The sequence below is a fragment of the Intestinibacillus massiliensis genome (assembly GCF_900155735.1).
GTDB lineage: Bacteria > Bacillota > Clostridia > Oscillospirales > Butyricicoccaceae > Intestinibacillus > Intestinibacillus massiliensis.
This window is the reverse complement of sequence record NZ_LT707049.1, coordinates 1-21,990: the sequence shown is the minus strand read 5'-3', so window position 1 is coordinate 21,990 and position 21,990 is coordinate 1. Positions and strand designations below refer to the sequence as shown.

Genomic DNA, 21,990 nt, shown 5'->3' with positions numbered 1-21,990 from the left:
GGGGCTTTGCTTCTGTTGCGTGATAAGATATCATGCTTTTATGCGTTTCTGTATGCTGCGCTCTGCGCCATTTCCCGCAGGAGCGCCGCGTAGCTGAGTTCTTCTGGATCATCCGCATAGCGGATCCAGAAGTGATCGTGCGCCACAATACCGTGTGTTTTCCTGCAAATCAGCTTGGGCTGATAGAGTGATAGACCTAGCGCGGCCAATAACTCCCCGGCGTTTTGCCGGGAGGACGGGAAGCACCGGTCCGCGAAAAAGCGGTTCAGCCGGTCTTCGTCCGGATCTTCCTTGCCGTCCATCCCGTACAGCAACACCGGCAGGTAAGCGTCGTTCAGCACTTCAAAGGCCGGATGTCCCGCCTCATCATAGCTGATCCGCACCGCCGGGATATCTTCCCAATAGATTTCAAAATTTACATTGCCCATGAAAAATACTCCTTTAGCCGCGCGAGCCGTTCGTCCAAAATCCCCCGGCAATAGGAAATCGTGCTGTCGCCGACCGGCAGACCTGCAAACAGCTTGTCTGCAATCCGTTCCGGCAGGGTGATGCCCGTGGGCAGACAATTCACTAAGTGCAGCTGTTTTGTGAAGCTTGTGGAAAACGGCTTTGCTTTACAGGAATACAGGTACTGCTCCACCGGCCTTCGTTCTGTCTGCATAAAACCCAACGCATAGCCGTTATCGAACAGCGGCGGGAAACGATAGGTTCCGTTCTTTACGTCTTTCAGCACACCGAAGTTGTTCAGGTGACGATCCTCGTTACAGATCAAATAATCGAACAGCAGCATTGTGTCCAAATAGGTGCGCGCGTCCAGATTGGTCAGCCGGCGGAACCAATCGATCACCAACTGGTAATTTTCCTTAGCGGACGTGCCCCAATACACCGGTTCCGCCGCGCTCTCAACCATTGTTTCAAAAGAGATATAGCTTTCTTCCGGCGTGCAGAAGTTAGGCGATAGGGTGCCTAAAATGGATTGCCCATCTTCCAGCTTGATCCTACACAGCCGGTAAGGAACCGCAGGAACGCCCATTTCCTGGGCCAGCCGCGCGGCGATCACCTCTGCGACGGAATCCTGATATTCCCGGCCGTGATCGATGCGGTTGGCTTTGATGAAGGTGTTGTCCTGCGGCAGGTACCACTTCATGGCGTCGCCCTTGCTGGTGCTGGACAGCACCATAGGCACGCCGGACGAAATTTCCAGTTCGGGCAATTTCACCGAATGACTCAGGAGGATCACCAACTTTCCGTAAGCTTTATATTCTAATTTATTATATCATATCTCGCAGGGAAATCGCAGTCTATTTTTCTGCAGCAGCATAAACGCAAGTTTTCCGCACCGTCAGGAAAATGCAGCAGGGAAGGGCATGCAACGAGGCATACTTAGTTGTAAGACCGTACCCGCCTGTAAAAGGTATTTGGTTTCATGCCGGTCCGCCGCATGGCCTCAGCGGCGCTAATCTCGCCGCGCCGCCAACGCGAGACGACTGTGCCAAAGTTGTCTGGTAAGGGCAGTGGCTTACGGCCGGTGTATTTGCCCTGTCCCTTGGCAATGTCGATCCCCTTGCGTTGCCGCTGTAAAATATGCTCCCGTTCCAGTTCGGCAACGGCGGCAAAAACGGTCAGCATGAATTTGCCGGTTGGGGTGGTCGTGTCAATAGCCTCTTTCCTGGAGACAAATTCCACTCCTTTGATAGTCAACTGTTCGACCAACGTCAGTAAATCTTTCGTGTTTCGCGCAAAGCGGCTAATGGATTCGACGATTACCGTATCGCCTTTGCGGACGTACTCCATCATTTGTCCCAGTTGTCTACGGTCAGCGTTCTTGCCGCTGGCCTTGTCAATAAATATCTCGTCCACGCCGAGGGCTCGCAAAAGCACCTCTTGCCGCGCAGTGTTCTGTTCCTCTGTGCTGACACGGATATAGCCGATTTTCATGGATGCAGCCCCTTTCTCTCGGTTTTAAATTATGTTATCCTGTCCCTATTAGGAGTGATGAAAAATGACGCTAGAACCACAACAGGCAGTGTCTGAAGTGCTGGATAATATTGCGATGTCTTGCCAAATGGAAGGCTTGGAACTGACCGACGAAATCCGCGCGCTTTGCCTGTCCGTATTGAGCGGCACGGCCAGCTTACAGGATTCCCTTTGCATACTCAACGCAAAATACAGCTAAACGAGGTGTGCTATGGCCTACGAAATGACACCATCGCAAAGCGACTGCTAACCGGCACCAGCGTGCTGATCAACAAGCTGGGCATTCGCGATCAAAAGCAACTAGCTGATCATTTCGGTCAAGACGCTGCAAATTGAATTGCAGCCACTGACCACAGAGCCGGATTTTACCTATTACAAGAATCTGCATCGTATGCTGTTCGAGGAATTGTACGATTGGGCGGGACAGGTGCGCACAATCAATATGAGCAAGCTGCGCACGGCGTTTTGCCCGGCCATGGAAATTGAAACGACTGCAAACAAAGTGTTCGCACGGCTGAAAGCAAATCGGTATCTCTCCGCACTCCCTCGTGTAGAGTTGATCAGCGAATTGGCCGATCTGTACGATTCCATCAATTATCTTCACCCCTTCCGCGAAGGGAACGGCCGCGTGCAGCGGCTGTACTTCCGGCAGTTAGCGCGGTGGATCGGACGCAGCATCAACTTCGCCGAGGTGGACGGCGACCGTATGATGATCGCCACCATCCATGCTTCCGCAGGTGTCATGGACGACCTGCGGCAAGTGTTTGACAAAATATTAGAATGAATATTGCAGTAGGGCCGGCTGTGGTTTTGACATGTGTCAAAGCCACAAAACCGGCCCTATTGCCATGCTTTCACGCTATGTCAGTTGGGTATACCCTATTGACATGAGCCATCGTCGTCATCATCGCCCAGCAATTCGCCGATAATCATACCCGCGGCGATAATAAGCGTCCCCCAATTCATATGCTCACCTCCTTCCTGATAGTTTCCCGTCAGTAGGCATACAACAGCTCGCCCGCCAGACCATGCAGTAACGCGGGGTCATAGAGCAGCTCCTCAACCTCCTGTGGCGAACAGCCATAGTCCAGCAGTACCTGCACTTCGTCTGAGCTGATGCCCATTGACTTTGCGGCGTCGGTCAAATCGCACGTCCCTGTCGTCCTCTCCACCCCAATCGGGTCATAGTAAGGCCGGTACCGCCACCAATGCTGGCACGTGTGATATGGGATGAAGCTGCCGGTTGTAATACGTCCTGTACGGTCAATTTTCAAAATCTCACCCTCCTCCGGCTCTGAAATCCCGTTGGGTAAGCCAAAGCGTAGCCGCTTTGCGATTCGGCGCAAAATTGCTTCCGTCGATGCGTACAGGGTAAAGCCGTTGTAGTGGTACAGCACAAATGGGTTATCGCCTTTGACCACCCAGACCGTGTTTTGTGCATCCAGCACGGTGAACACAAAAGAGCCCTCGACTGTTTCCGCCATGGCTTTCAGGCTGGAAAAGTCAAGGGCTCCTTGTTTTTCTAATAACTGTACGGCCACATAGCTGTCCGTCTGGATGTTGGTTTTGGGAAGGTCCGCTTGTAGTTCACGATCATTCCACAGGACACCGTTGTGTGCCAATGCAAATGCATTCCCACCGCAGCAGCCGGGAAACGGATGGTTGTTATAGTTGCGTTTTTCGCTCCCCTGGGTCGTCATGCGGGTGTGTCCCATAACCACATTTACACCATTGGGGATATGCAGCTTCATCCTGTGCGCTGGTAAGGGACGCTTGTAAATCCGCATCTGCCCGTTAAAGTGATAGGCAATGCCGGTGGCGTCCGTGCCACGGCATTCACATTCCCGGGCAAGCGTGTTCAAAATACGGTTCTTCTCCCTGGTAGCCAGCACTTTTCCGTGGTCGATCAGGCCGAATAAGCTGCACATTTAATCATCCTCCTCTGTTAAAACGGGTTCGTTGACATACAGGCGGCGCTCTTTCAGGTACCCGATCAATTCCGGTTCCTGAACCAGGTTCAAGAAATCATACCAACTCATCTCTTGTAGGGCTTCGTCGTATAAAGAAACCGCCACCTCACAAAGATGGTTAACCATCTGCAAGGTGGCGATCAGTGTGTTTAATTTGAGTGTACCCCTGAAAATGCGGATTTCAATTGTCTCTGAATTTGTCAGGTTGACCGCCGTATACCGCCCGGCATAGGAGCTTTTAGCGTGGTCGATCTGTTCCCTGGGCGTGAGTTTCGCACCGTAGCGTGCCGCCCAGCGGTCGAGTTGCCCCTGTGTCCTGCGCGAAAACCGCAAGAGCTCCGGCCAAAACTTTTCAACAAAGAACAGAAAACGGGCAATCGCGGCCTCCTGCTGGTCGTATGTACAGCCAAATGACAAACGTGAAATATGGACATGCAGGCCGCAGGTGTCGGCACGGTGGCTTAAATAACCCAGCGAGCGGGCGGTTTCGAGCACCGCAGCCCAAGGCATCTCTTGTAGGTGGTAGTCTAGCGTCATAGGATGCGTAACCAGTTCCAACCCATCGTCTAGGCTGCAGCCCGATTTGATATACAAGTTTTCCGCAACTGCGTTGGCGGCTGCCAACAGCTTGCCCGCGTTTACCCCGCATTGGCCACCCCCGTCTATTTCGAGCTCGACGCCGAAATGTCGCAATCCCTTGCCGTGGAAAACCAGCTCGGGTGTGTAGTTGTATTCGTGGATTGGCTCAGAGCCCTCCAGATCGTTATAGCATTCCTCGCAAAGCGTTTGGCCGTCCCAATCGGGGTGGTAAGCAGACTCGTTGCGGATAATTGCGCCGCAGCTGTCGCAACGGGTGAAATAGCGTTCAAAACAGGCTGGGCAGACCACGTTGTTGGCGCCGCCTTGGTTGTCCTCCCGGTAGATACGGGTTTGGCACTCGTCGCAGAGGATTGTAAGCATGCCTGCACAGCTTAGGCACAGTTCATCTTCCCCTACCCGGAAGCACTCTGAACGGGGATGTTTCTCGCCGCAATGCGTACAAATAAATATGGATTTCATTTCGTGTTCCTCCTAAATATGAAAGTAACCCGGAGAAATGGCTTCTTCGGGTTCACTTTTATAATATATAGATAGGAATCACGCTAGTATGGTTTATAATTGCCTCGGTAATTAGCTGGCGTTAGGGTTCAGGATTTTGGTCATGCGAGCCCACAGGGCATGTTTGGTATCTTCCATAGAAGTAAGGGGGGAGTGCTTCAGTAAAAATGGTGTGCTTTTCATGCGAAGCTGAATATGGACCTTTGCTATTTCCTGCTACCTAGGGAGGTTTGGCCAAAGCGGTGACGGACAGGCAGGGACAAACGTGGGCTTTTTTGGGGTGCTTCTCTACGTTCAAAGGCATCACGGCGCGGTTGCGGTATAAGTACATGCATGTTCAGTTTTTGCAGAAATAGCCCACCTATTTTTTTTTATGCGTTTTTGCAATTATACATATCTTACGACGGGAATTAGAGTCAGGGGGGGATAACTGGCTCATCTCGGCCACCACGATTGCTTCCATCGTCCATATCCCTTCTGAGCCGAAATCGTTCTTCCAACGCGCCTTGCAGCGCCCGCAGCAGTTCCAGGGCGCTGCGGAAGGCCATGGGGACGCCTTTCTGTTCCGCTGGCGCCAGCACCCCCTGCATGGAGGCGTGCTGTCTGGAATAGACCCTCAGGTAGAAGGAGGCCAGTTTCCCCCGTACGGGCCGGAGGTCTTGGAATGTCCAGGATGGGTTCAATTTTCCCGGGGCTTCTGGCTCCCCCCGGTCGGCGTCCACCCGTCTCTGCTTTTTCTTCCCCGCTGTCAAACTGCGCGGTTCGTTCCATGGCTGGGCGAGACCGCATTTATTTATCAGATCCTCCAACGTAAATAACATTTGATCTAGGCTGTGGAAGGGACGTTCTTCCGGGACGCAATAGCTGTATATCTGCCCCTGCGCCAGCCCGTCCTCCAAGCCGTCCACGCAGACAATCAGCGTGTGGGCATACTCCGGCCAGAGGCCGCCGTCCCGTGGTATCCCATCCTCCTGGATGGATCTCGGGGCAACCGTGGCCGTTTTATCCAAAATCACGTCGTTTTGCCGCATTATGCGCTCCTTTTCTAATAGCCCGGAATCAAATCGTACTGTGGGACATGTTCGGCCTGCGTTTTATGTATCAAAAATGGCTGGCTCCCGTTCCGACGCCTTGTCCCCGGTATACCAGCAAGGCACGTTTCCTTTCAGTTGGCGCAGGGTGGACCGCGCTTCTCCGCCACTATGCTCGACCCGGCGGGCCAGCATCTTCCGCCATCGCGCTGCGGAAACCGGCCGCAGGAGGGCATCTACCAAAAGGGCAGAATTGAGCGCGTTGATAGACAGCGGATCGCTGATGCTGTCCCCGACGATGGCCCCGTAGGCGGGGCGGTTTTCCAGAAGCCACGCCAGAAAGTCCAGATAGGCTGCCTCGCCTATGGCGGCATACAGGAGAAAAAGCACCTCGCCGTCCTGTTCCTGCAGATAGCCCTCGCTTCCGCCGTGCTCTGACAGCACAGGATAAAAGAGGCGCCCAGCTTGGACAGGCTATGGCGTACTTCCTCCTGGTTCGTGAGGCCGATCAGGAGGATAACGGGGGCTGTCTACCGGGGAGGCTGCGCGTTCAGCGAGACGCCGCCCCGGATGAGCCGTGCCCTGCAATTGGAGCAGATCTCCTGCCCCCCGGTGGTCACTTTGCCGCACAGTGCGCATATCCCTTCCTTTTTCATGCCGCTGTCCTTTCTTACCGGTGGATGTATCCTTCTCCAAACCCTCCATCCGTGTGAAGGGCTTGGAGAAGGAGAGGGCGGATGCCCTCCTCCTTCCCGCTGGGGGGATTACTTTTCCGTATTTTCGACGAAACGCATGAGGATGGTAGCAACCTGGGCGCGGGTGGCGCTGCCCTGGGGGGACAGGGTGGTGGCGGAAGTGCCGGAGATGATCCCGCTGCCCACGGCCCAGGCCATGGCGTCCGTGGCGTAGCCGCTGACAGTGGAAGCGTCGGCATAGCCGGTGAGAGCACCGTTGACGGCGGGGCTGCCCGCGTAGCGGTACAGCATGGTCACCATCTGCTCACGGGTGATGGTATCGCTGCCATTGGCACCGTCGGATACGCCGCTTCTGACCGCCCACTGGCGGGCCTGCTCGAACACGCCGGAGCCGGTCAGCTCCGCGCCGGACATGCGGCCCAAGACCGTCCAAAGCATTTCACGGGTCATGGTGACCTCGGGGCTGAACGTGGATTCCGAAGTGCCCGCGAACAGGCCGTTTTCATAGACATAGGAGATCGCGTCGTAGGCCCAGAAGTCCTCTGCGACATCGGTGAAGGGCAGCGGCTCCGGCTCGGCGGGCACCTCACTGCCGGGTATGACGGCAAAGTAGGAGAGATTCCGTATGCCGCTGACGGTGAGCTGGTTGCCTTTGACCGTGGGCTTGAGATACTGCTTTGTGCCGTCGGCCAGGATGTGCAGGACGTAGGGGTTCTCGATTTTGGAGAGGTTTGAAACCGTCAGGGTGATGGACAGAGAGCCGTCAAAGCTGTGAACCGCCGTGCTGCCCACGGACACGGACACGTCGAACACCGGCGTTCCCGCGTCCACCCCGGCGGCGGTGGCCGTGGCGGTGGTAACGCGCACCTGAATGGCCTGTTTGGCGGAGGTACCCTCCACCAGCCCCTTGATGGCGGCGGCGGACAGGGTGACCTCGCCGCTGCGTGTGGCGACGGTCACATGGTTGTCATTGGCCGCCGCTTTCTCCATGCCGGAGACAGGCAGAGAGACAGTGGTGGAACCGGTGGCCTTAATCTTAATGGCCGCACCCTCGCTGGCTTTGTCCACCGCCTCGGTCATCTGGCTGTTGGAGACACTGCCGCCGCCGGCGCTGACACTCACATTGCCGCCCGAGCCGGAAACCCCGGAGGAACTTCCGGAGGAACCACCGCTACCGCCGCCGCTGGGACGGCTGGAGACGGTGAGCGTGCCATCAACGTAGGTAATGGTATAGTTGCTCCCGGCATCCGCCCCGCTGGCGGTGATGGGGTATGTACCCGTGGTATTGGCGTCCGCGGTAGCGCAAGTGACGGTAGGCGGTGTGGTCAAGGTGCCGTCGCTGCCCCGCCAGCCGGATACTTTATAGGTGTAGGACGGCAGTGTGTCGCCTACATGGATGGACTGGTTGTCGGCGGTGATGGTCAGGGTGGCTGGGGTGATGACAAGGCCGCCGTAGACGGTGTTCTTGTAGGCCGCCGTGGTGTCGGTCTCAGCCGTGGAGATTACCACGTCATACGTTCCCGCATCCTTGGGTGTGGCGGCTTGACCATTCCGCTGATAGGTGATGGTATAGGTGCCGTCCAGAGTGAATGCCTGGACCGCGCCGTTATAGATCCTTGCCTGAACGGTCACATCGGGCGCAAGCACGGTTTTCGTTGTCCAGACAGCGTATAGGGTGATGGTGCCGCTGGCTGTGGCAGTCAGATTTTTCACCTGGGTCTTATTGGGATAAACCACTTCATTGGCACTGCTGTCGGTATCCCAGCCCGCGAAATTGTACCCGGTCTTGGTGAAGCCGTTGGTGGTCAGCGTGGCGGTCGCGTCATAGGTGGCGTTGACGGAATCAGTCGATCCAGTCGCTCCCTCGCCGCCGCTGAAGCTGATGGTGTAGGTGTTAGGCGTCCACTGGGCGTACAGAGTGGTGTTGCCGGTAGGCGCAGTGGCTTGGTCATCATAGGAAGTACCTGCGCCGTTAGCCTCTGTGTTCCAGCCGGAGAAGGTATAGCCGGTTTTGGTAAAGCTGTTGGCGGTCAAGTTAGCGGTAGTGCCCTCGGCGATTTCCTGCTCGGTTATAGAGCCGCTTGTGGCTCCGTTGCCGTCAAAGACGATTTTGTTGACCCATTTGGCGTAATAGGTCTGTCCGGCGGTGGGAGGATCGCCACTTTCCAGTGCGGTAGTAAATGAATCGTCGGTGTACCACCCGCCAAAGGTATGGCTATTCTTAATGGGGGTCGCGAGAGTATTAGCGGTAAAGGTGGTATTCGCAGAGAAGATGCCGCCGTTTGTGACAGCGAGAGCGGTTTTTATAGGAGCATAGTTGGGATATGCAGTATTAGACTGAAATATACTCGCAATACTATTGGTGGATACATAAATCACGCTCTCATCTGCTATTGTGGTAAATGCGGATGCTCCAACGGTGGTAACACCATTGGCCGCGCTCAAATTCACAACGGAAAGAGCGGAACAATTGGTAAAAGCATTTGTAGCAAAGCTGCTAAGTCCGTTGCCCGCAGAGAATACTTTTAAAGATGTAGCACCTTTAAAGGCATCTTGACCCACCTGCGTCATACTATCTGGCAGAGAAATCCTTTCCAATCCAGATCCAGAAAAAGGGGAATCCGTTATACTATTTACGGAAGCAGGTAGGTTCAAGGTTTTCAAACTCGTGCAGTTCTTAAACGCATTGGTGGTGATGGAAGTGATTCCATCGCATAGGGAAACCGCACGCAAATTTGTACAGTCTAAAAAAGTCTGTTTAAGTGTGAGATTTCTTGTTGAACCACTATTACTAAAAAAAACTTGTTCCAAGCCAGTGCAACCGGAAAATATATGTGACCCTAATGAAGTAACGCTGCCGGGAACTGTAACATTTTTGAAATTGGTGCATTGCCCAAATGCCGCGTCATCAATTGTTGTAAGCCCCTCGGGGAGAACAAAATCTGACAATCCTGTACACTGGATAAATGCATATGTGCCAATTTTAAGAATACTATTGGGAAAGCTTACTTTAGTCAGCGTAGTATTCCCACAGAAAGCAAAGGGATGAATTACCTCAACACCAGCAGGTATTGTAAATTCAGATACATCGCTCTTGGAGGGATACCTTAAAAGTGTTTTGCCGTCCTTACTAATAAGTGCTCCGTTTATAACTGCGTAATAAGCGTTGGAGCTATCGACGTTTATTGCCATCAGAGAGTTGCAGCTTTGCGTGAAACGCTCAGCAATACTATTGACCGTGCTGGATATTGTGATTTCTTCAGCAGCAGCATCTTGAAACGCTCTGCCTCCAATATGTGTAACTCCGTCTCCGATCACTATTTTCTTGATTAATGCTTTGTAATCTCTCCATGGCATCGCGCTTCCATTTTCGTAATCCGCCATCGCCCCGCTGCCAGAGATGGCGAGGGTGTAGGTGGGGTTGCCGATATCCTGATTGTTCTGCGTCAGCGCCCAGGTGACGTTCTTTCCTTCGTTGACGTTGGGATTGCCGCAGGTGCCGGACATGGCGGGTGTCGCTTCATAAACCGACGCATCGTTTGACGGATCGTAAGCGTTCAAATTCTCCGCCAGCTCGGTCAAGGCGGCAAGCTTGGACACCAGTTCCGCGTCCACCGCCGCTTGCTCCTCGACGGTTAGGGCATCATAGGCAACCTGCGCAGCCTCAATGTCTGCCACATCATCCGGCGTCGCGTCGGCATATTCCGGCAGCGCCGTGATCAGCGCGGCCACCTGTTCCGCAGCCATAGGTTCAGCAGGGGACGGTTCGGCAGGGGTTTCATTGTCGACCGGCTCCTCATCTATGGGAGGAGCCTCATACAGCGGACAGCCCTCTTTATGCTCCGTAGCCGTGCAGCCTTCCGCCTGTGTACACTCAACCACGGCTTCACCCTCTGGCTCGCCCTCCACTGCCAGCGCCGACGCGGGCAGCATACCAAGCAGTAAACATAGGGACAACAGCATTGATAGAATCTTTCCACTGTAAGGCTTCCATTTGCGTTGCTTTTTCATAGCGTATTCCCTCCCATAATTATGTGTTTTTATGCCCCATATTACGGGGCCCGGTCAAAAAGGTTATCAGCCGTTCTCTTGAGGCCGCTTGGGTCTGTTCCGGCGGCACTCCAGCCAGATAGGTCAGCGCGTCATTCCACTCAGACAGTGTGGCGGCGTTTGCAGGCACCTGCTCCAATGCTCTGCCCAGACTAATCAGCTCCCAGTCTTGCAGGTATTTCAGATCCGACAGGTATTCACGCCGGGTCTGGATCGCCATGGCATCCAACAGTGAGAAGTCTAAAATACCATCCACTTTCATTCCCATCACCTCCGTTTTACTTAGCGGCGGACTTGCTAATATGGACAAACTCCATAGTTTGTCCTAAATGATCCACCATCAGGGGATGGGTGTTTAGGATAAGCGCGTTAAAACACCCCCACATTCTCACATGGGGATGTCAAATGGACGCACAAAAATGGACCGTACAAAATCAGATCTGGACGGTCTATTTTGTCATGCCATAAAACCGTCGAAATCCCTTGCTAACACACGATATTTATGCTAAAATGTAAATAATAGTATGTAATGTAGTAATTATTTTCGGTCTATTGGTGAACGAAATATGGATTTAGTTCCGCGCCCGGTTGCCCAGCACTTTTGCTTTTACGGCAAACTATGGATTTAGTTCCGCGCCCGGTTGCCCAGCACTTTTGCTTTTACGGCAAACTATGGATTTCGTCTCAACTGACTAATCCCAGCCGTTCTAATTGCCGGGAGTGCTCCGCCCCGGTGGAGACAAGGTAAATACGGGTCGTTTCAATGGAACTGTGACCCAATAAATCGGCCAGCTTGGCGATGTCCTTGCAGGCCCGGTAAAATGCCGTTGCGAACAAATGCCGCAAGTTGTGGGGGAACACCTTGGAGTCCGCCACCCCCGCCCGCTGGGACAGGGCTTTCATCTCCGCCCAGATCTGCTTTCTGGACAGGCTGCCGCCGTCTCTGGTGAGAAATATCTCGCCGGAGGCTATTTTTTTGCGTTTTGCGTATTTCAGCAGCTTGCGGCACAGTTTGCCGGGAAGGAGGATGGTGCGGACTTTGCCTTTTAGAAAGATTTCCGCCCGCCCGGTCAGGACGGCCTCCACGGTGATATATTTCACCTCGCTGACCCGGACGCCGGTAGCCCCCATGGCCTCCATCACCAGAGCCAGCCGCTCCCGGCCCAGGGTACGGGCCGTGTCCAGCAGGCGGCTGTACTCCTCCCGCGTCAGCTCCCGGCGGCCATCGCGGAACAGCCGCCGCTGGAGCTTCAGGTATTTCACCCGGCACTCGCCCCGCCCGGTGAAGCGGAGGTAAGCATGGATGGAGGCCAGCATAGCGTTGATGGTTACCGGGGCGTACTGCTCCACCGTCAGGTGCTCCTTCCACGCTGTCACGATTTCTTTGGTAAGGCTCCGCCCATCCAGCCATGCGGCAAAGGCTCGCACATCCCGGCAATACTTCTCCCGTGTGCCTGGGCTTTGCTCCTCCTCCCGCAGATACCGGCCAAAGGCCGCGATTTGTGCTCCAGTCAACTTGTGTTCAACCATAGTGAAACCTCCCAATAGAATATGATGTACCTATTGTACCTTGTAGGAGGCTCGCTATACGGATTAAGAAAAAAGGCTCCGCGCGGCCTAGAAAGGCAGGCGCGGAGCCATGATTGTAATGCGTTTCAAATTGGTGCTATTGATTAAACACCCTATCCCCACAGCAGCATGATGAAATAAAGGAAAAGACAAGCGGGTGGTGAGCATATAGTTAAAAATAGATATGGTTAGTGGTATCACGGCCATACTTTTTCCGAAAGCTTGATGTGGCGCTGGAATTACCTTTTACCTATCAAGAAACCAGGATACTTTGAAATGCATTTTCGGCAACTTTTTGCTTGTTGTATATAAAACGGTAGGTCGGATACTATCCTGCCGCTTTGTGTGTTATTAATTGCCTTTGCTATCCAGGTAACGATGTAGCATGGCTGCAACTTGAGCGCGCGTTGCCTGACCCGTGGGATTTAGTAGGCCGTTGTCTGTGCTGGTTATGAAGCCTTTCTCGACCGCCCAGCGCAGGATATTCCGCTTACAAGTCCGGGTCAGCGATAGCGTTTACCGTGCAGTCCAATTTCTTTGATTACATGAAGCGGATAGAATCCATCACGGTCAACGTGAAAAGTTGCCCTTTTGTGACAGGAAGAAAAATACTGCTAGTTGCTCCTCGCGGAAATCCTGTATCTGCAGGAATCCAAACAGCACACGACGGTTTATACCACGATGGAGTGCTTACAAGTGTCTGGCCTGATCTCCGCCCAGGAGCAAATCTTGCCGGAGGTTTTACCGTATCCATAAAAGCTACGTGGTGAACACTAGCTGCATCAGCACCATTTCCCGTTATCGGGCTGTCTACCCATCGGCAAGGAACGGTATATGGGGTTAAAACGGTATTTACAAGCAAAAAGAGAGGTATGATTTCGCCAACATTGGTAATGCGTCCAACGTGCTGCTTGTGGCACGATCGTATCCCGACCGACGCAGTGCGCGGCCTGACGATCACGACAGGTATATACAACGCGCACGTCTGGTACAAAATCACCTATAAGGCTAACAAAAACGATTACCACACGTTGGCGGACAGCCGGCTATCCACAAACCGATACACATTTAAAATCGACGTGGGTTCGCTCAAACTCCTGTCGGGCGAGTATGTGATTGATATCCGTTACGAGTATGGCACGGTTCCGGCCGGTTTTAAAATGACATTATCAACCACGCGGATGCAGGGGGATTGTATCAAGGTGAATGGGACAACGCCACCAGCTCATGGGTCACAAAAATATATCGAAAGCCATCCTACTCCAAGCCGACACTGCCGCAGACAGGGGGGGTAAAATACGCTGTTGTTTTGGTACGGCCTGTGATATACTAAAAGCAACAAAGGAGGGCTGTGTGATGGATCAAAATACAAAGCGCCGCATCGCGGCTGTCAAAGCCGCAGACGCGATCAACGCGATAGAGGGCGTACCGGTGTCCGACTATGCCCGTACCTTGTCGGCTTGCTGGGCTCGTGGAGAACTTACCGGTGAGCAAATGAAGCAGGCCTTGCTGGCGTCGCATCGTAGAATAGCGGAACAGGAGAGGAGAAGACATGCCTGATCCCTATTTATACGATGACGTTGCGGTGTTGCGAAATAAGCTGGATATTAAATCTGCAGAAACGCTGGATTTGATCGAAGCGGAACAATCGCGTACGAATATGATGCTGCTGTATGAACAAGGGTTTGACTGGTTTTCACCAGAGGGTTTATGTGAAATCCACCGTTTCCTTTTTGGTGATATTTATGAGTGGGCGGGGAAATATCGTATCATCAATATTGAAAAGCGGGAACGTCTGCTGGGCGGCCGGAGCGTTTGGTATAGCAACGATGAGGATATCCCACGCGACCTGCGAGAGGCATTTGATGCGTTGAACCAGCATGGATGGAAAACGGATAGTCGGGAGGCGTTTGTAAAGGCGCTGGCAAGGCTGTTTCCACTGATTTGGCGTGTGCATCCGTTCCGGGAAGGCAATACCCGTGTTGTCGTTATGATGATGACGCTGTTTGTAGAGTGCCATGGATATTATATGGATCATGAACTGTTGGCCGCGAGCGCCGGATATGTCCGTGACGCCTTTGTAATGGCGTCGCTTGACCATCTTTCCGAATATGACCATCTGGAGCGTATCCTGATGGATGCGGTCTGTGTAGATCCGGTTGAATACGACAGCGACGACCTGCAGCTGCTGGACACGGAAAAAGGCCCGGCAAGGCTTCAAAAATACCAAACTGAAAAATATGTGCCGCTACCCCATCAACAGCGTGAGGAGGAGTAAGCGGCGAAAAAGCCCAGCCGAAAGGCTGGGCTTATTGGGGTAAAGGTAAAGAATAAACCAGGAGATGCAGCATGCGGAAACGAGGAAAACTGGATCGGGGTATAACAGAAATCGTAGAACCCAAAAGCCTAATGCTGCCAGCGCATTTGCTGCGTAAAATCGACGGGCAGTTGATTCTAACCATACGCATCAGCTGGTGAGCCGTTGTACAGTGAAGGGCAGGGGGGGATCAAGTAAGCGCCTGTCATACTATGTAAAATGCTAATTAGCATCTATAATGGGCGACTATCTCCTCGCCGCGCAGCAGTGGTAGCTGATGCAGCACGCTAAGATGTCCTGCATCTGTCAGAAGATAGGGCGTATCTTTGCTGACGCGAAGAAAAACGCACCATGCGTTTTACTTACGTAATACCGGGGGGCTGCGATGAACCTCAAGAACCTGACCTGTTGGAAAGGGAACCTACCCTTCCCTTGTTTGTTTCCTTCATTTTACCTATTTAAATCCAGGATGCTCGGAATGAGCATCCTGGATTTTTTAACACGCTTATGCCTTGAGCAAATTGACCACGGCGTTTTTGCGCTGAAAAAGCCCTCGCGCGGGCATTGCTTAAAACAAGGTGATGAAAGCGCAAAAGATGTGTCCGTCCCCCGTAAAGTTCACGGCGCCGTTGTGTTTTTCAGCAATATGCCGTACAGATGCGAGGCCGGTTCCCTCTCCGGCGTGTTTGCTGGAAGGAAAAGCGCCGTTGTCCGGCAGCCGTGTGCCCGTATAGGTGTTGCGCAGCACAGCCACGAGGGATTGCCCCTGCATCCGCAGTGATAGGTCGATTAGTGGCGCCCCGCTTTGTTGCTGAATACACGCGTCAATCGCGTTTTCCAACAGGTTGCCCAATAAAACGACGATTTCCGTATCCGGAATCGCGGTCGTTTCCGGATACTCCACCGCTGCCGAAAAAGAAATATGCTCTATATGCGCGCGTTCTTCGTAGTACGACAAAACCGCGTTAATCGCGGAATTCCGGCAGTATAGTATCGGTTTATCCACTGGCAGAGCCGCGCAGTAGCTGCTGGCAAAGTGCTCAAGCTCGTCCCGGTTCCCATGCTGCAGGTAGGCGTTGATTACCGCCATGCTTTGCCGCAGATCATGTCGGGCACGGCGGGTTTCCTCCATGCGGTCCTGAAGGCTTTGGTATTGCAGCGATTGCAGTGAAAGTTGGTAATTTTCTGCCTTTAATTGCAACACCTGGTTATTTTCCTGTACCAGCCGCACCATAAGCAGTAGAACAGAAAAGAACCCCCCGCTGATGACGAGTGCAAAAATAAAATTACGATTATTACTGAAAAAAGACAGCCCGCTATGGTCGGTATAAAGGTTGTAATAGAAAAATACACAAAATGTGGCGGGCATGAGCCATAAGAACCGCCACACTTTTTCGTTAAATTGCGAGGAAATTAAGGGGGCGAGCTTTGTGGTCAGCCAATACTGAAGCGGGAAAAACAATAGCCACGAGGCGGCGAGGCAAATGCATGCGTGCGCGCCATATGGTGCCGCGTGCAGCTGGTTGGTAAACAATATGTTTCCCAAAAAGTTATAAAAAATTGAGATCAGAGTCGCGAAATTCAATACGGTGATTAATACAAAGAGGATTTTCGACAGCGTAGTATGATAAACCAGCCGGAAAAACCCAATGTAGAGCACAATCCATAACAAAGATAGCAAGCTGGCGCTACCAGGTACAAAAAAGGCTAGAAGCCTGCGGAAGATACCGAAGACATACAGTGCGGCGACCGCGCCAAGCATGCGCGCATGCGAGTGCGGCGTGGTGCAGAAAGGTGTGGCGCCCAGAACCGAACAAGGCAGGATGTCGAATAGCTCGTAGCAAACCAGTTGCATTGTCACATGCATTACATTCATAAATCATTTATCCTAATTGTTTTAAATCGGTATTGTCAAACAGGTAATCCGAATACTGCTGTAATAATTTTTTGCGCTCTTTTTTACGGAAAGGCACGCGCTCACCTGAAACCATCAAAAAGTTTAGTTCCTCGACCTTTTGGATGTGCGCCATGTTTACGATGCAGCCACGGAAAGCCTCCATAAATTGAGGATGACCCGCGAGTAAATCGCACAGGGCCCTAAAGGTCATGCGAACACGCAAAATAGCGCCGTTGCGCTGATGCACCTGAATGTAGTGCCCGTCAATGTCGCAAAAAACGATATCTTTCAGCAGGAGCCTAGCGGGATGTGGGGCATGGGGCAGGGTGACATAGGTACGCTGATCCGCGCTGCCAGACAGCGCAACTTGTATCGCCTGTGCAAAACTTTGCTCGGTAAACGGTTTGACAAGATAACCAGAAGCAGAGACAAGGTAACCGTCGACCGCATAATCGGTGCTGACCGTAATAAAAACCAGCGCGCACCGTTTATCAAGTTTGCGAATTTCCAAAGCAGTTTCAAGCCCATTCATGCCCGCCATACAGCAGTCCAGCAGAATGAGGTCAAACTGGCCGGCGCCGAAAGCGGAAAGGAACGCTTCCCCGCTGTCAAAGCAACGGATACTGGGCGATCCGTATGTATGTTCATGGGTAAAGTATTGCGTAATACAGTGTGAAATCGTGATTTGATCAGTTTTACAATCGTCAATGATAGCAACATTCATTTGGCACCCCTATACGTATAATAATTCATATTTTACCACAGCAAGATTTGCATGTCACGGCTTAACGCCAAAATTTGCCCTTTTGTGCCAAAATATTGAATTCGTTACAAACGTGTGTTATAGTTTGCTCATCACATGGGAAAGTGAAACCGAATTGATGCTTAGAGGAAGGAGTTTTGCTGTTATGCATACACCAAATTTAGGGGATATTTTAATCTTTAAAGCCGATGACAAGTGGATCAGCAAATTAATTGCATGGGGGACTTTCTCCGATGTCAGCCACGCGGCCATGATTTACGCGGACGGGCAGATGGTTGAAATGGGCCTGGATGGAATCATGGACTGCAAAATCCGTCTAGGCGGCGGAGCCGCATCTGAAACCGCGTATCAAATGCGTTTGACGCCGGCTCGGGACGCCGCGCCGCTGATACGTGCGGCGAACCGGTACCTGGATGCAAAAATACGCTACGATATTCCTGCGCTCGTGCTGCTGGGCGTCGCGCTCATTTACCGCCATCTGCATCCCAGTACACGTGTGTATCACCTTCTGGAGCAGCTGTTGACGCTTGCCTGCATGGAAATTGACAAGCTCATCGCAAAGCTTCTGGGACATCCGGACGCGATGGTATGTTCACAGTTTGTTTATCAGGTCTATCAGGACTGCGGAGACGCATACCAGATTAACATTCATGACGGCGTGCTGCAGGCGCAGGCCTCAGGCGCGGCGGATGGCGTGCGCCTGATGGATTTCATCCCACAGGCCGGGGCATTTACTCTGGCGCCGCTCGCCGCAGGCAACATCAATGTGGAAACGCTTTGCCATGAACTGTATGACGCGGTGCATGAGGCGCAGGCAGCCAGGGAGACGCTGCCCCCGCCCTGTACACTTACGAGTACTGCGCGCGGGTTGTATGAACGGATGACGGATCTCGCCAAGGCGGCCGGCATTCCGCTTGAGGCGCTCCGGGTAATGCCCGCGGATCTCGCCTATCACGCCGATAATTTGCAGCGGGTGTCCGAAATTGAGGTCGAGCGGCTGGAACGTGTCCGATAGCCCGGAAACGCGGCGCGGCCGTATAATGCGGCGATCAGGCGGAGCATGAACAATCAAAAGCGGCGCGACGGGAGGCACGGGATGCGCCAGAAGTTTATGAGCCTGTTTGCATAAAAAAGCGGATCGTTTATTAAAAGGAGGAAGTCAAAATGCCAAAATGGACCTATCAGCTTACGGTGTTTAATCAGCTTGACCGGACCCTGCATCTGGACAACGCGAACATTGCCTGGGGCGGGAAGGACAGCGGGAGCGATAATTTCCCGGATGATATTGAGCCAGGCAAAACCGCGAAATATTTTGTCCACTCTCCAGCGGGCACAGCGACAGGCATTGAGTTCTATCTGACCTTCAGCGATACGCCGCCCAGCGGCAGCACACGGTACGGCACCCTGAGAGTTTCTGTTGATATGCCGTATTGGAAGCACAAAAATACGAGCAGCTGTGACACAACAGGGCTGCTGCAGGCGACGGGCTTTCAAAAAATCCCGGACGGGAACCACGATTTTTCGACCTCTGTTACAATATCGCGAAGTCTTTAAGGAGGCGGTACAGAATGATTGACGACTATCGTGACTGGGCGAAAATAGAACGCCTTCCCCTGGCTTCGGAAACGGCCATACGGTCGCTTTTGCCAGAAAAAAATATTTTTTCAAATGATATCCTGGCGAGCCGGAGTGAAAAACTGGAAATCCCCCGCAGCCAATGGAATGAAATCCAGGATCCGAAGCTGCCGGACGCCTATGCCAAGCAAACCGCGGTGGATGCTTACTTTTCCGCGTGTGTTTACGTGATGCGGCGCAGCGGCATGCTGTCGATCGCGGCGCAGCAATCAATTGACAAAACGGAAACCATTTTGCACACCTCGTCGATGCGCCAAAGCACGACCCAGACCGAGCGGCTGGACACGGCGCTCGACGCGAGCAAGTTTACCGAGGGCGGCAGCGTCATGGCGCATATCGGCGCGGCGTTTGAGCTGACCACGGTGACGGAGTACGCCACGGAGGAAAGCCGCACCAGCATGGTGGAAATCCGGTATGAGCAGTGTGAAAACGATCGCGATGTGGTGTTCTGGGATGTGGCCAAGGTCGTGGTGCTTTACCGGGTGCTGAAGCCAGGCTTTGAAACGCCGCTCACGAGCATGGTGGCGTTGGGTGATTTTTATCATGAGACCTACCAAAAGACCTATACGTATATGGATGCAAATCATGATATAGTAGCCGTCTGTGACGATGACGTGCGGCTGCTGGGCTGAGAAAGGGGTATCACTATGACATTACGGCTTACAGGCGTTCTCAATGCGACAATCGACGCGCCTTCCATCCAGCACCATGCAAACGTACTGGGCTGGGCGCATCAGTTTGTTTGCACCAATGTTACACACGTGACAGGCATCAGTTCGGGCGTGGCCTATGACAGGCACGGTAACGAGCGTGCGCAGGGCGCGGGACAGAATGTCACCGGCAACGAGCTGCGCATCCGCTGGTCGGGCAATACCTGCAATGTGTATATACGCCAAATGTAACGCAGGCAAAACGCAAAAATGGTTTCCTACAGCGATACGACGGCATGGGCTAGGGCGTGCCGTGCAAAACATGCAGAATAAAAGCGGACGAACTTATGAGCCTGATGAAGGAGGCAGCATGATGAAAACAATTGAAGATTTAAAAGCGGATGCGTTTACAGATGTGGAACTGGCGGAAAGGATCAGCGGCAACACAGTTACCGCCATGGTGCAGGCGCTGGAAAAAGAGGGCTATCAGATCACGGAGGAGGAACTGGTCCGCGAAATTAAAATGTGCAGCGAAGGCGGTGCTTTTGTGGGCGGCGGCACAATTTTAATCACGCAGATTTTGATCGTGTAAACAGGAAGCGGTTTCACAAAGCCTTGCGCGGCAGACGGGCCTGAGGAAGCGCGCACAACCCGATGGGAGGTATTGCATGATTTTTCGAAAAGTAGGCATCGCGCTTACCGACCGCTGCACAGCGTCGTGCGCAATGTGTTGTTTCCGTTGCAGCCCCGGCAACAAGCAGGTGTTATCCCGGGACACGGTCTTTGATATTATCCGTCAGGCGGAGGATATTCCGGAGATCACGTCTGTGGGGCTGAGCGGCGGCGAAGCCATGCTGTATCCCGGATTGGTACTCGATAGCGTGAGGGAGATTAAGCGGGCGAATATGCGCGCGTCCCTTACCTCCAACGGGTTTTGGGCATCGGATGAAAAAGCGGCTGCCGATACGCTGTGTGCGCTGAAGGATGCCGGCCTGGACAGCCTGTCGGTCAGCGTGGACGCATACCATATCGAGTATGTCCCCCTTGACCGGATCCGGCATATTTTACGGCTTTGCCGGACGGTAAACCTGCCGCTCTCCTTGGCGGTTGGGGATACGCTGAAGGGAACGCGCGCGGCGGATATTATAAAGGCGCTGGATCGTGATATTTATAACACACAGGTAACCGTATATCCTTTTTATCCGATTGGCGCCGGACAGGATTTAGCAAACGAAGCGTTTGCGGCCACACCGTTTTCGGATGACTGGAAATGCCCTTTTCAGGGCGATCTGCTTGTATTTGCCGACGGTACCGTCTATCCCTGCTGCTCGCAGGCGGTATATCAGAGCCATCTATCCAATGGCAGCATTTACACGGACAGCCTGCGGGAGCTTATGGATTCTTATGAGCGGTACTGTCTGTTTGCGGGGCTGCGCCGCATGGGGTTTGGCCGGCTGATGCAGATTGCGAAGCAAGCGGGGATGGAGTTGCCGGATGCGTTTGTATCCCCCTGCCACCTGTGTAATGTACTGTTCAGCAGTGCGGATTTTTGCCGCGCGGTGCGGCCGCACATGGAAAAGGAATACGCGGCGGTCGTCCGGGCGGCGCTGGGCCTGGCCGCGGAACGCGTAAAATAGGAAGTTTCAGTAAACTTCCACAAAATCGCCAATATAAAACGACGGTATGTTATTCGGACATGAAAATGTCCAAATACTGTATCGTCGTTTTATTTTGCCACTACCTTATAAAAAATATCAAGTTAATGGTTTACTATCCTTGTAAAACAGAGCATTTCATGAGCGAAAGACCCCCTATTACTACCAACAAATGATGCCTGATACGATATAGCGTTAAGAAATGCAAAGTTACGGTCAAAGAGATTGCCCAAAGCACCATGCAGGAAACATGAAGATTACATATCGTTCGTACATACAAAGCCATCTGTTCTGGGAAGGATGGGCGGCTTTTTCTATGCCCATATATAACCGTCTGTTTCACCGCCAGTGGCTAAATCTATGGAAAAGGAGGATCCCATCAATGAAGAAAACGAAAATTATTAGTATAGCGAACCAAAAGGGTGGCGTGGGCAAAAGCACCAGTGACAACAATATCGGCGCAGGTCTGGCTCTCAATGGGAAGAAAGTCCTGCTGCTGAGCGTAGCACTCCAGGGCGATCTTACAAAAATGCTGGGCACGCGCAAGCCCCACGCGTGCCGTTGACCTTGGCGGGTACCATGAACGACGTAGTGGCGGGGGGACATATCCCTCTCTCTTTTCACCCTATACGTGTGTAAAAGAGAGGAGAGGCCGGGGAGGCCACGGACGCGGGGGGCGGGGG

24 protein-coding genes and 1 pseudogene are annotated in these 21,990 nt (G+C 52.9%); 12 read left to right on the top strand and 13 right to left on the bottom strand.

What is annotated here, in order from left to right; genetic code table 11:
* Nucleotides 1-38: 38 nt before the first annotated feature.
* The 3 genes from CZ203_RS01505 to CZ203_RS01495 all read right to left on the bottom strand — a co-directional run bounded on the left by CZ203_RS01505 (nucleotide 39) and on the right by CZ203_RS01495 (nucleotide 1,938).
* Nucleotides 39-428: a hypothetical protein gene (locus tag CZ203_RS01505; RefSeq protein ID WP_087064321.1), complete on the bottom strand. Its 390-nt coding sequence runs from the start codon at nucleotides 426-428 to the stop codon at nucleotides 39-41.
* Nucleotides 416-1,240 carry a HipA domain-containing protein gene (locus CZ203_RS01500; RefSeq protein ID WP_235847445.1) on the bottom strand — a complete coding sequence of 275 codons (825 nt, stop codon included), beginning with the start codon at nucleotides 1,238-1,240 and terminating at the stop codon, nucleotides 416-418. The genes CZ203_RS01505 and CZ203_RS01500 overlap by 13 nt, the downstream gene beginning before the upstream one ends.
* Nucleotides 1,241-1,383: 143 nt before the next feature.
* The gene (locus CZ203_RS01495; RefSeq protein ID WP_087064319.1) at nucleotides 1,384-1,938 is read right to left on the bottom strand and encodes a recombinase family protein; all 555 of its coding nucleotides are present in this window, start codon (nucleotides 1,936-1,938) and stop codon (nucleotides 1,384-1,386) included.
* 64 nt (nucleotides 1,939-2,002) lie between these two features.
* Between CZ203_RS01495 and CZ203_RS14415 the strand changes: the two genes are divergently transcribed.
* Nucleotides 2,003-2,176, top strand: a complete 174-nt coding sequence (locus CZ203_RS14415; RefSeq protein WP_159456305.1) for a hypothetical protein — start codon at nucleotides 2,003-2,005, stop codon at nucleotides 2,174-2,176.
* A 138-nt stretch (nucleotides 2,177-2,314) separates the two neighbouring features.
* Entirely contained in the window at nucleotides 2,315-2,761 is a 447-nt protein-coding gene (locus CZ203_RS01490; protein ID WP_407927692.1) for a Fic/DOC family protein, read from the top strand.
* A gap of 211 nt (nucleotides 2,762-2,972) precedes the next feature.
* Here CZ203_RS01490 and CZ203_RS01485 read toward each other — a convergent pair whose 3' ends face one another.
* From CZ203_RS01485 to CZ203_RS15420, 8 genes are all read right to left on the bottom strand, one after another.
* The gene (locus tag CZ203_RS01485; RefSeq protein WP_087064318.1) at nucleotides 2,973-3,905 is read right to left on the bottom strand and encodes a class II glutamine amidotransferase; all 933 of its coding nucleotides are present in this window, start codon (nucleotides 3,903-3,905) and stop codon (nucleotides 2,973-2,975) included.
* Nucleotides 3,906-5,006 carry a zinc-binding protein gene (locus tag CZ203_RS01480; protein WP_087064317.1) on the bottom strand — a complete coding sequence of 367 codons (1,101 nt, stop codon included), beginning with the start codon at nucleotides 5,004-5,006 and terminating at the stop codon, nucleotides 3,906-3,908.
* Nucleotides 5,007-5,461: 455 nt separating this feature from the next.
* Nucleotides 5,462-6,076, bottom strand: a complete 615-nt coding sequence (locus CZ203_RS14850) for a hypothetical protein (protein WP_087064316.1) — start codon at nucleotides 6,074-6,076, stop codon at nucleotides 5,462-5,464.
* A gap of 63 nt (nucleotides 6,077-6,139) precedes the next feature.
* On the bottom strand, nucleotides 6,140-6,520 hold the full coding sequence (locus CZ203_RS01470; protein ID WP_087064315.1) for a hypothetical protein: 381 nt from the start codon (nucleotides 6,518-6,520) through the stop codon (nucleotides 6,140-6,142).
* A gap of 320 nt (nucleotides 6,521-6,840) precedes the next feature.
* Nucleotides 6,841-10,782, bottom strand: coding sequence for a leucine-rich repeat protein (locus tag CZ203_RS01465; RefSeq protein ID WP_087064314.1), 3,942 nt, complete (start codon nucleotides 10,780-10,782; stop codon nucleotides 6,841-6,843).
* Nucleotides 10,783-10,801: 19 nt separating this feature from the next.
* A complete protein-coding gene (locus CZ203_RS01460; RefSeq protein WP_087064313.1) occupies nucleotides 10,802-11,083 on the bottom strand; it encodes a hypothetical protein in 282 nt (93 codons plus the stop codon).
* Between the two features lie 422 nt (nucleotides 11,084-11,505).
* Entirely contained in the window at nucleotides 11,506-12,351 is an 846-nt protein-coding gene (locus CZ203_RS01455) for a tyrosine-type recombinase/integrase (protein WP_087064312.1), read from the bottom strand.
* Between the two features lie 390 nt (nucleotides 12,352-12,741).
* Nucleotides 12,742-12,870 (bottom strand): S-layer homology domain-containing protein, encoded by a 129-nt coding sequence (locus CZ203_RS15420; RefSeq protein WP_407927696.1) that lies wholly within the window; start codon nucleotides 12,868-12,870, stop codon nucleotides 12,742-12,744.
* 259 nt (nucleotides 12,871-13,129) lie between these two features.
* Between CZ203_RS15420 and CZ203_RS15415 the strand changes: the two are divergent.
* The 3 genes and pseudogenes from CZ203_RS15415 to CZ203_RS01440 all read left to right on the top strand — a co-directional run.
* A pseudogene (locus CZ203_RS15415) lies at nucleotides 13,130-13,234 on the top strand (hypothetical protein); the annotation flags it as partial.
* Nucleotides 13,235-13,746: 512 nt separating this feature from the next.
* Nucleotides 13,747-13,950, top strand: coding sequence for an antitoxin VbhA family protein (locus CZ203_RS01445; protein ID WP_087064311.1), 204 nt, complete (start codon nucleotides 13,747-13,749; stop codon nucleotides 13,948-13,950).
* Nucleotides 13,943-14,668 (top strand): Fic/DOC family protein, encoded by a 726-nt coding sequence (locus CZ203_RS01440; protein WP_087064310.1) that lies wholly within the window; start codon nucleotides 13,943-13,945, stop codon nucleotides 14,666-14,668. Before CZ203_RS01445 ends, CZ203_RS01440 begins: the two co-directional genes overlap by 8 nt.
* A 607-nt stretch (nucleotides 14,669-15,275) precedes the next feature.
* Here the strand turns inward: CZ203_RS01440 and CZ203_RS01435 are convergent.
* Complete coding sequence (locus CZ203_RS01435) at nucleotides 15,276-16,583, bottom strand: sensor histidine kinase (RefSeq protein ID WP_087064309.1); 1,308 nt, start codon at nucleotides 16,581-16,583, stop codon at nucleotides 15,276-15,278.
* A 7-nt stretch (nucleotides 16,584-16,590) separates the two neighbouring features.
* On the bottom strand, nucleotides 16,591-17,328 hold the full coding sequence (locus CZ203_RS01430; protein WP_087064308.1) for a LytR/AlgR family response regulator transcription factor: 738 nt from the start codon (nucleotides 17,326-17,328) through the stop codon (nucleotides 16,591-16,593).
* Between the two features lie 124 nt (nucleotides 17,329-17,452).
* Here CZ203_RS01430 and CZ203_RS01425 point away from each other — a divergent pair, with 124 nt between their 5' ends.
* The 7 genes from CZ203_RS01425 to CZ203_RS01395 all read left to right on the top strand — a co-directional run bounded on the left by CZ203_RS01425 (nucleotide 17,453) and on the right by CZ203_RS01395 (nucleotide 21,872).
* Nucleotides 17,453-18,382, top strand: a complete 930-nt coding sequence (locus tag CZ203_RS01425) for a hypothetical protein (protein WP_143436069.1) — start codon at nucleotides 17,453-17,455, stop codon at nucleotides 18,380-18,382.
* Nucleotides 18,383-18,531: 149 nt separating this feature from the next.
* On the top strand, nucleotides 18,532-18,921 hold the full coding sequence (locus tag CZ203_RS01420; RefSeq protein WP_087064306.1) for a hypothetical protein: 390 nt from the start codon (nucleotides 18,532-18,534) through the stop codon (nucleotides 18,919-18,921).
* Between the two features lie 14 nt (nucleotides 18,922-18,935).
* A complete protein-coding gene (locus tag CZ203_RS01415) occupies nucleotides 18,936-19,634 on the top strand; it encodes a hypothetical protein (RefSeq protein WP_087064305.1) in 699 nt (232 codons plus the stop codon).
* A 15-nt stretch (nucleotides 19,635-19,649) separates the two neighbouring features.
* Nucleotides 19,650-19,904 carry a hypothetical protein gene (locus tag CZ203_RS01410; RefSeq protein WP_087064304.1) on the top strand — a complete coding sequence of 85 codons (255 nt, stop codon included), beginning with the start codon at nucleotides 19,650-19,652 and terminating at the stop codon, nucleotides 19,902-19,904.
* A 121-nt stretch (nucleotides 19,905-20,025) separates the two neighbouring features.
* Nucleotides 20,026-20,244 carry a hypothetical protein gene (locus CZ203_RS01405; protein ID WP_087064303.1) on the top strand — a complete coding sequence of 73 codons (219 nt, stop codon included), beginning with the start codon at nucleotides 20,026-20,028 and terminating at the stop codon, nucleotides 20,242-20,244.
* A gap of 76 nt (nucleotides 20,245-20,320) precedes the next feature.
* Nucleotides 20,321-21,289: a radical SAM protein gene (locus CZ203_RS01400; protein ID WP_087064302.1), complete on the top strand. Its 969-nt coding sequence runs from the start codon at nucleotides 20,321-20,323 to the stop codon at nucleotides 21,287-21,289.
* Nucleotides 21,290-21,689: 400 nt separating this feature from the next.
* Entirely contained in the window at nucleotides 21,690-21,872 is a 183-nt protein-coding gene (locus CZ203_RS01395; RefSeq protein ID WP_087064301.1) for a ParA family protein, read from the top strand.
* Nucleotides 21,873-21,990 lie beyond the last annotated feature (118 nt).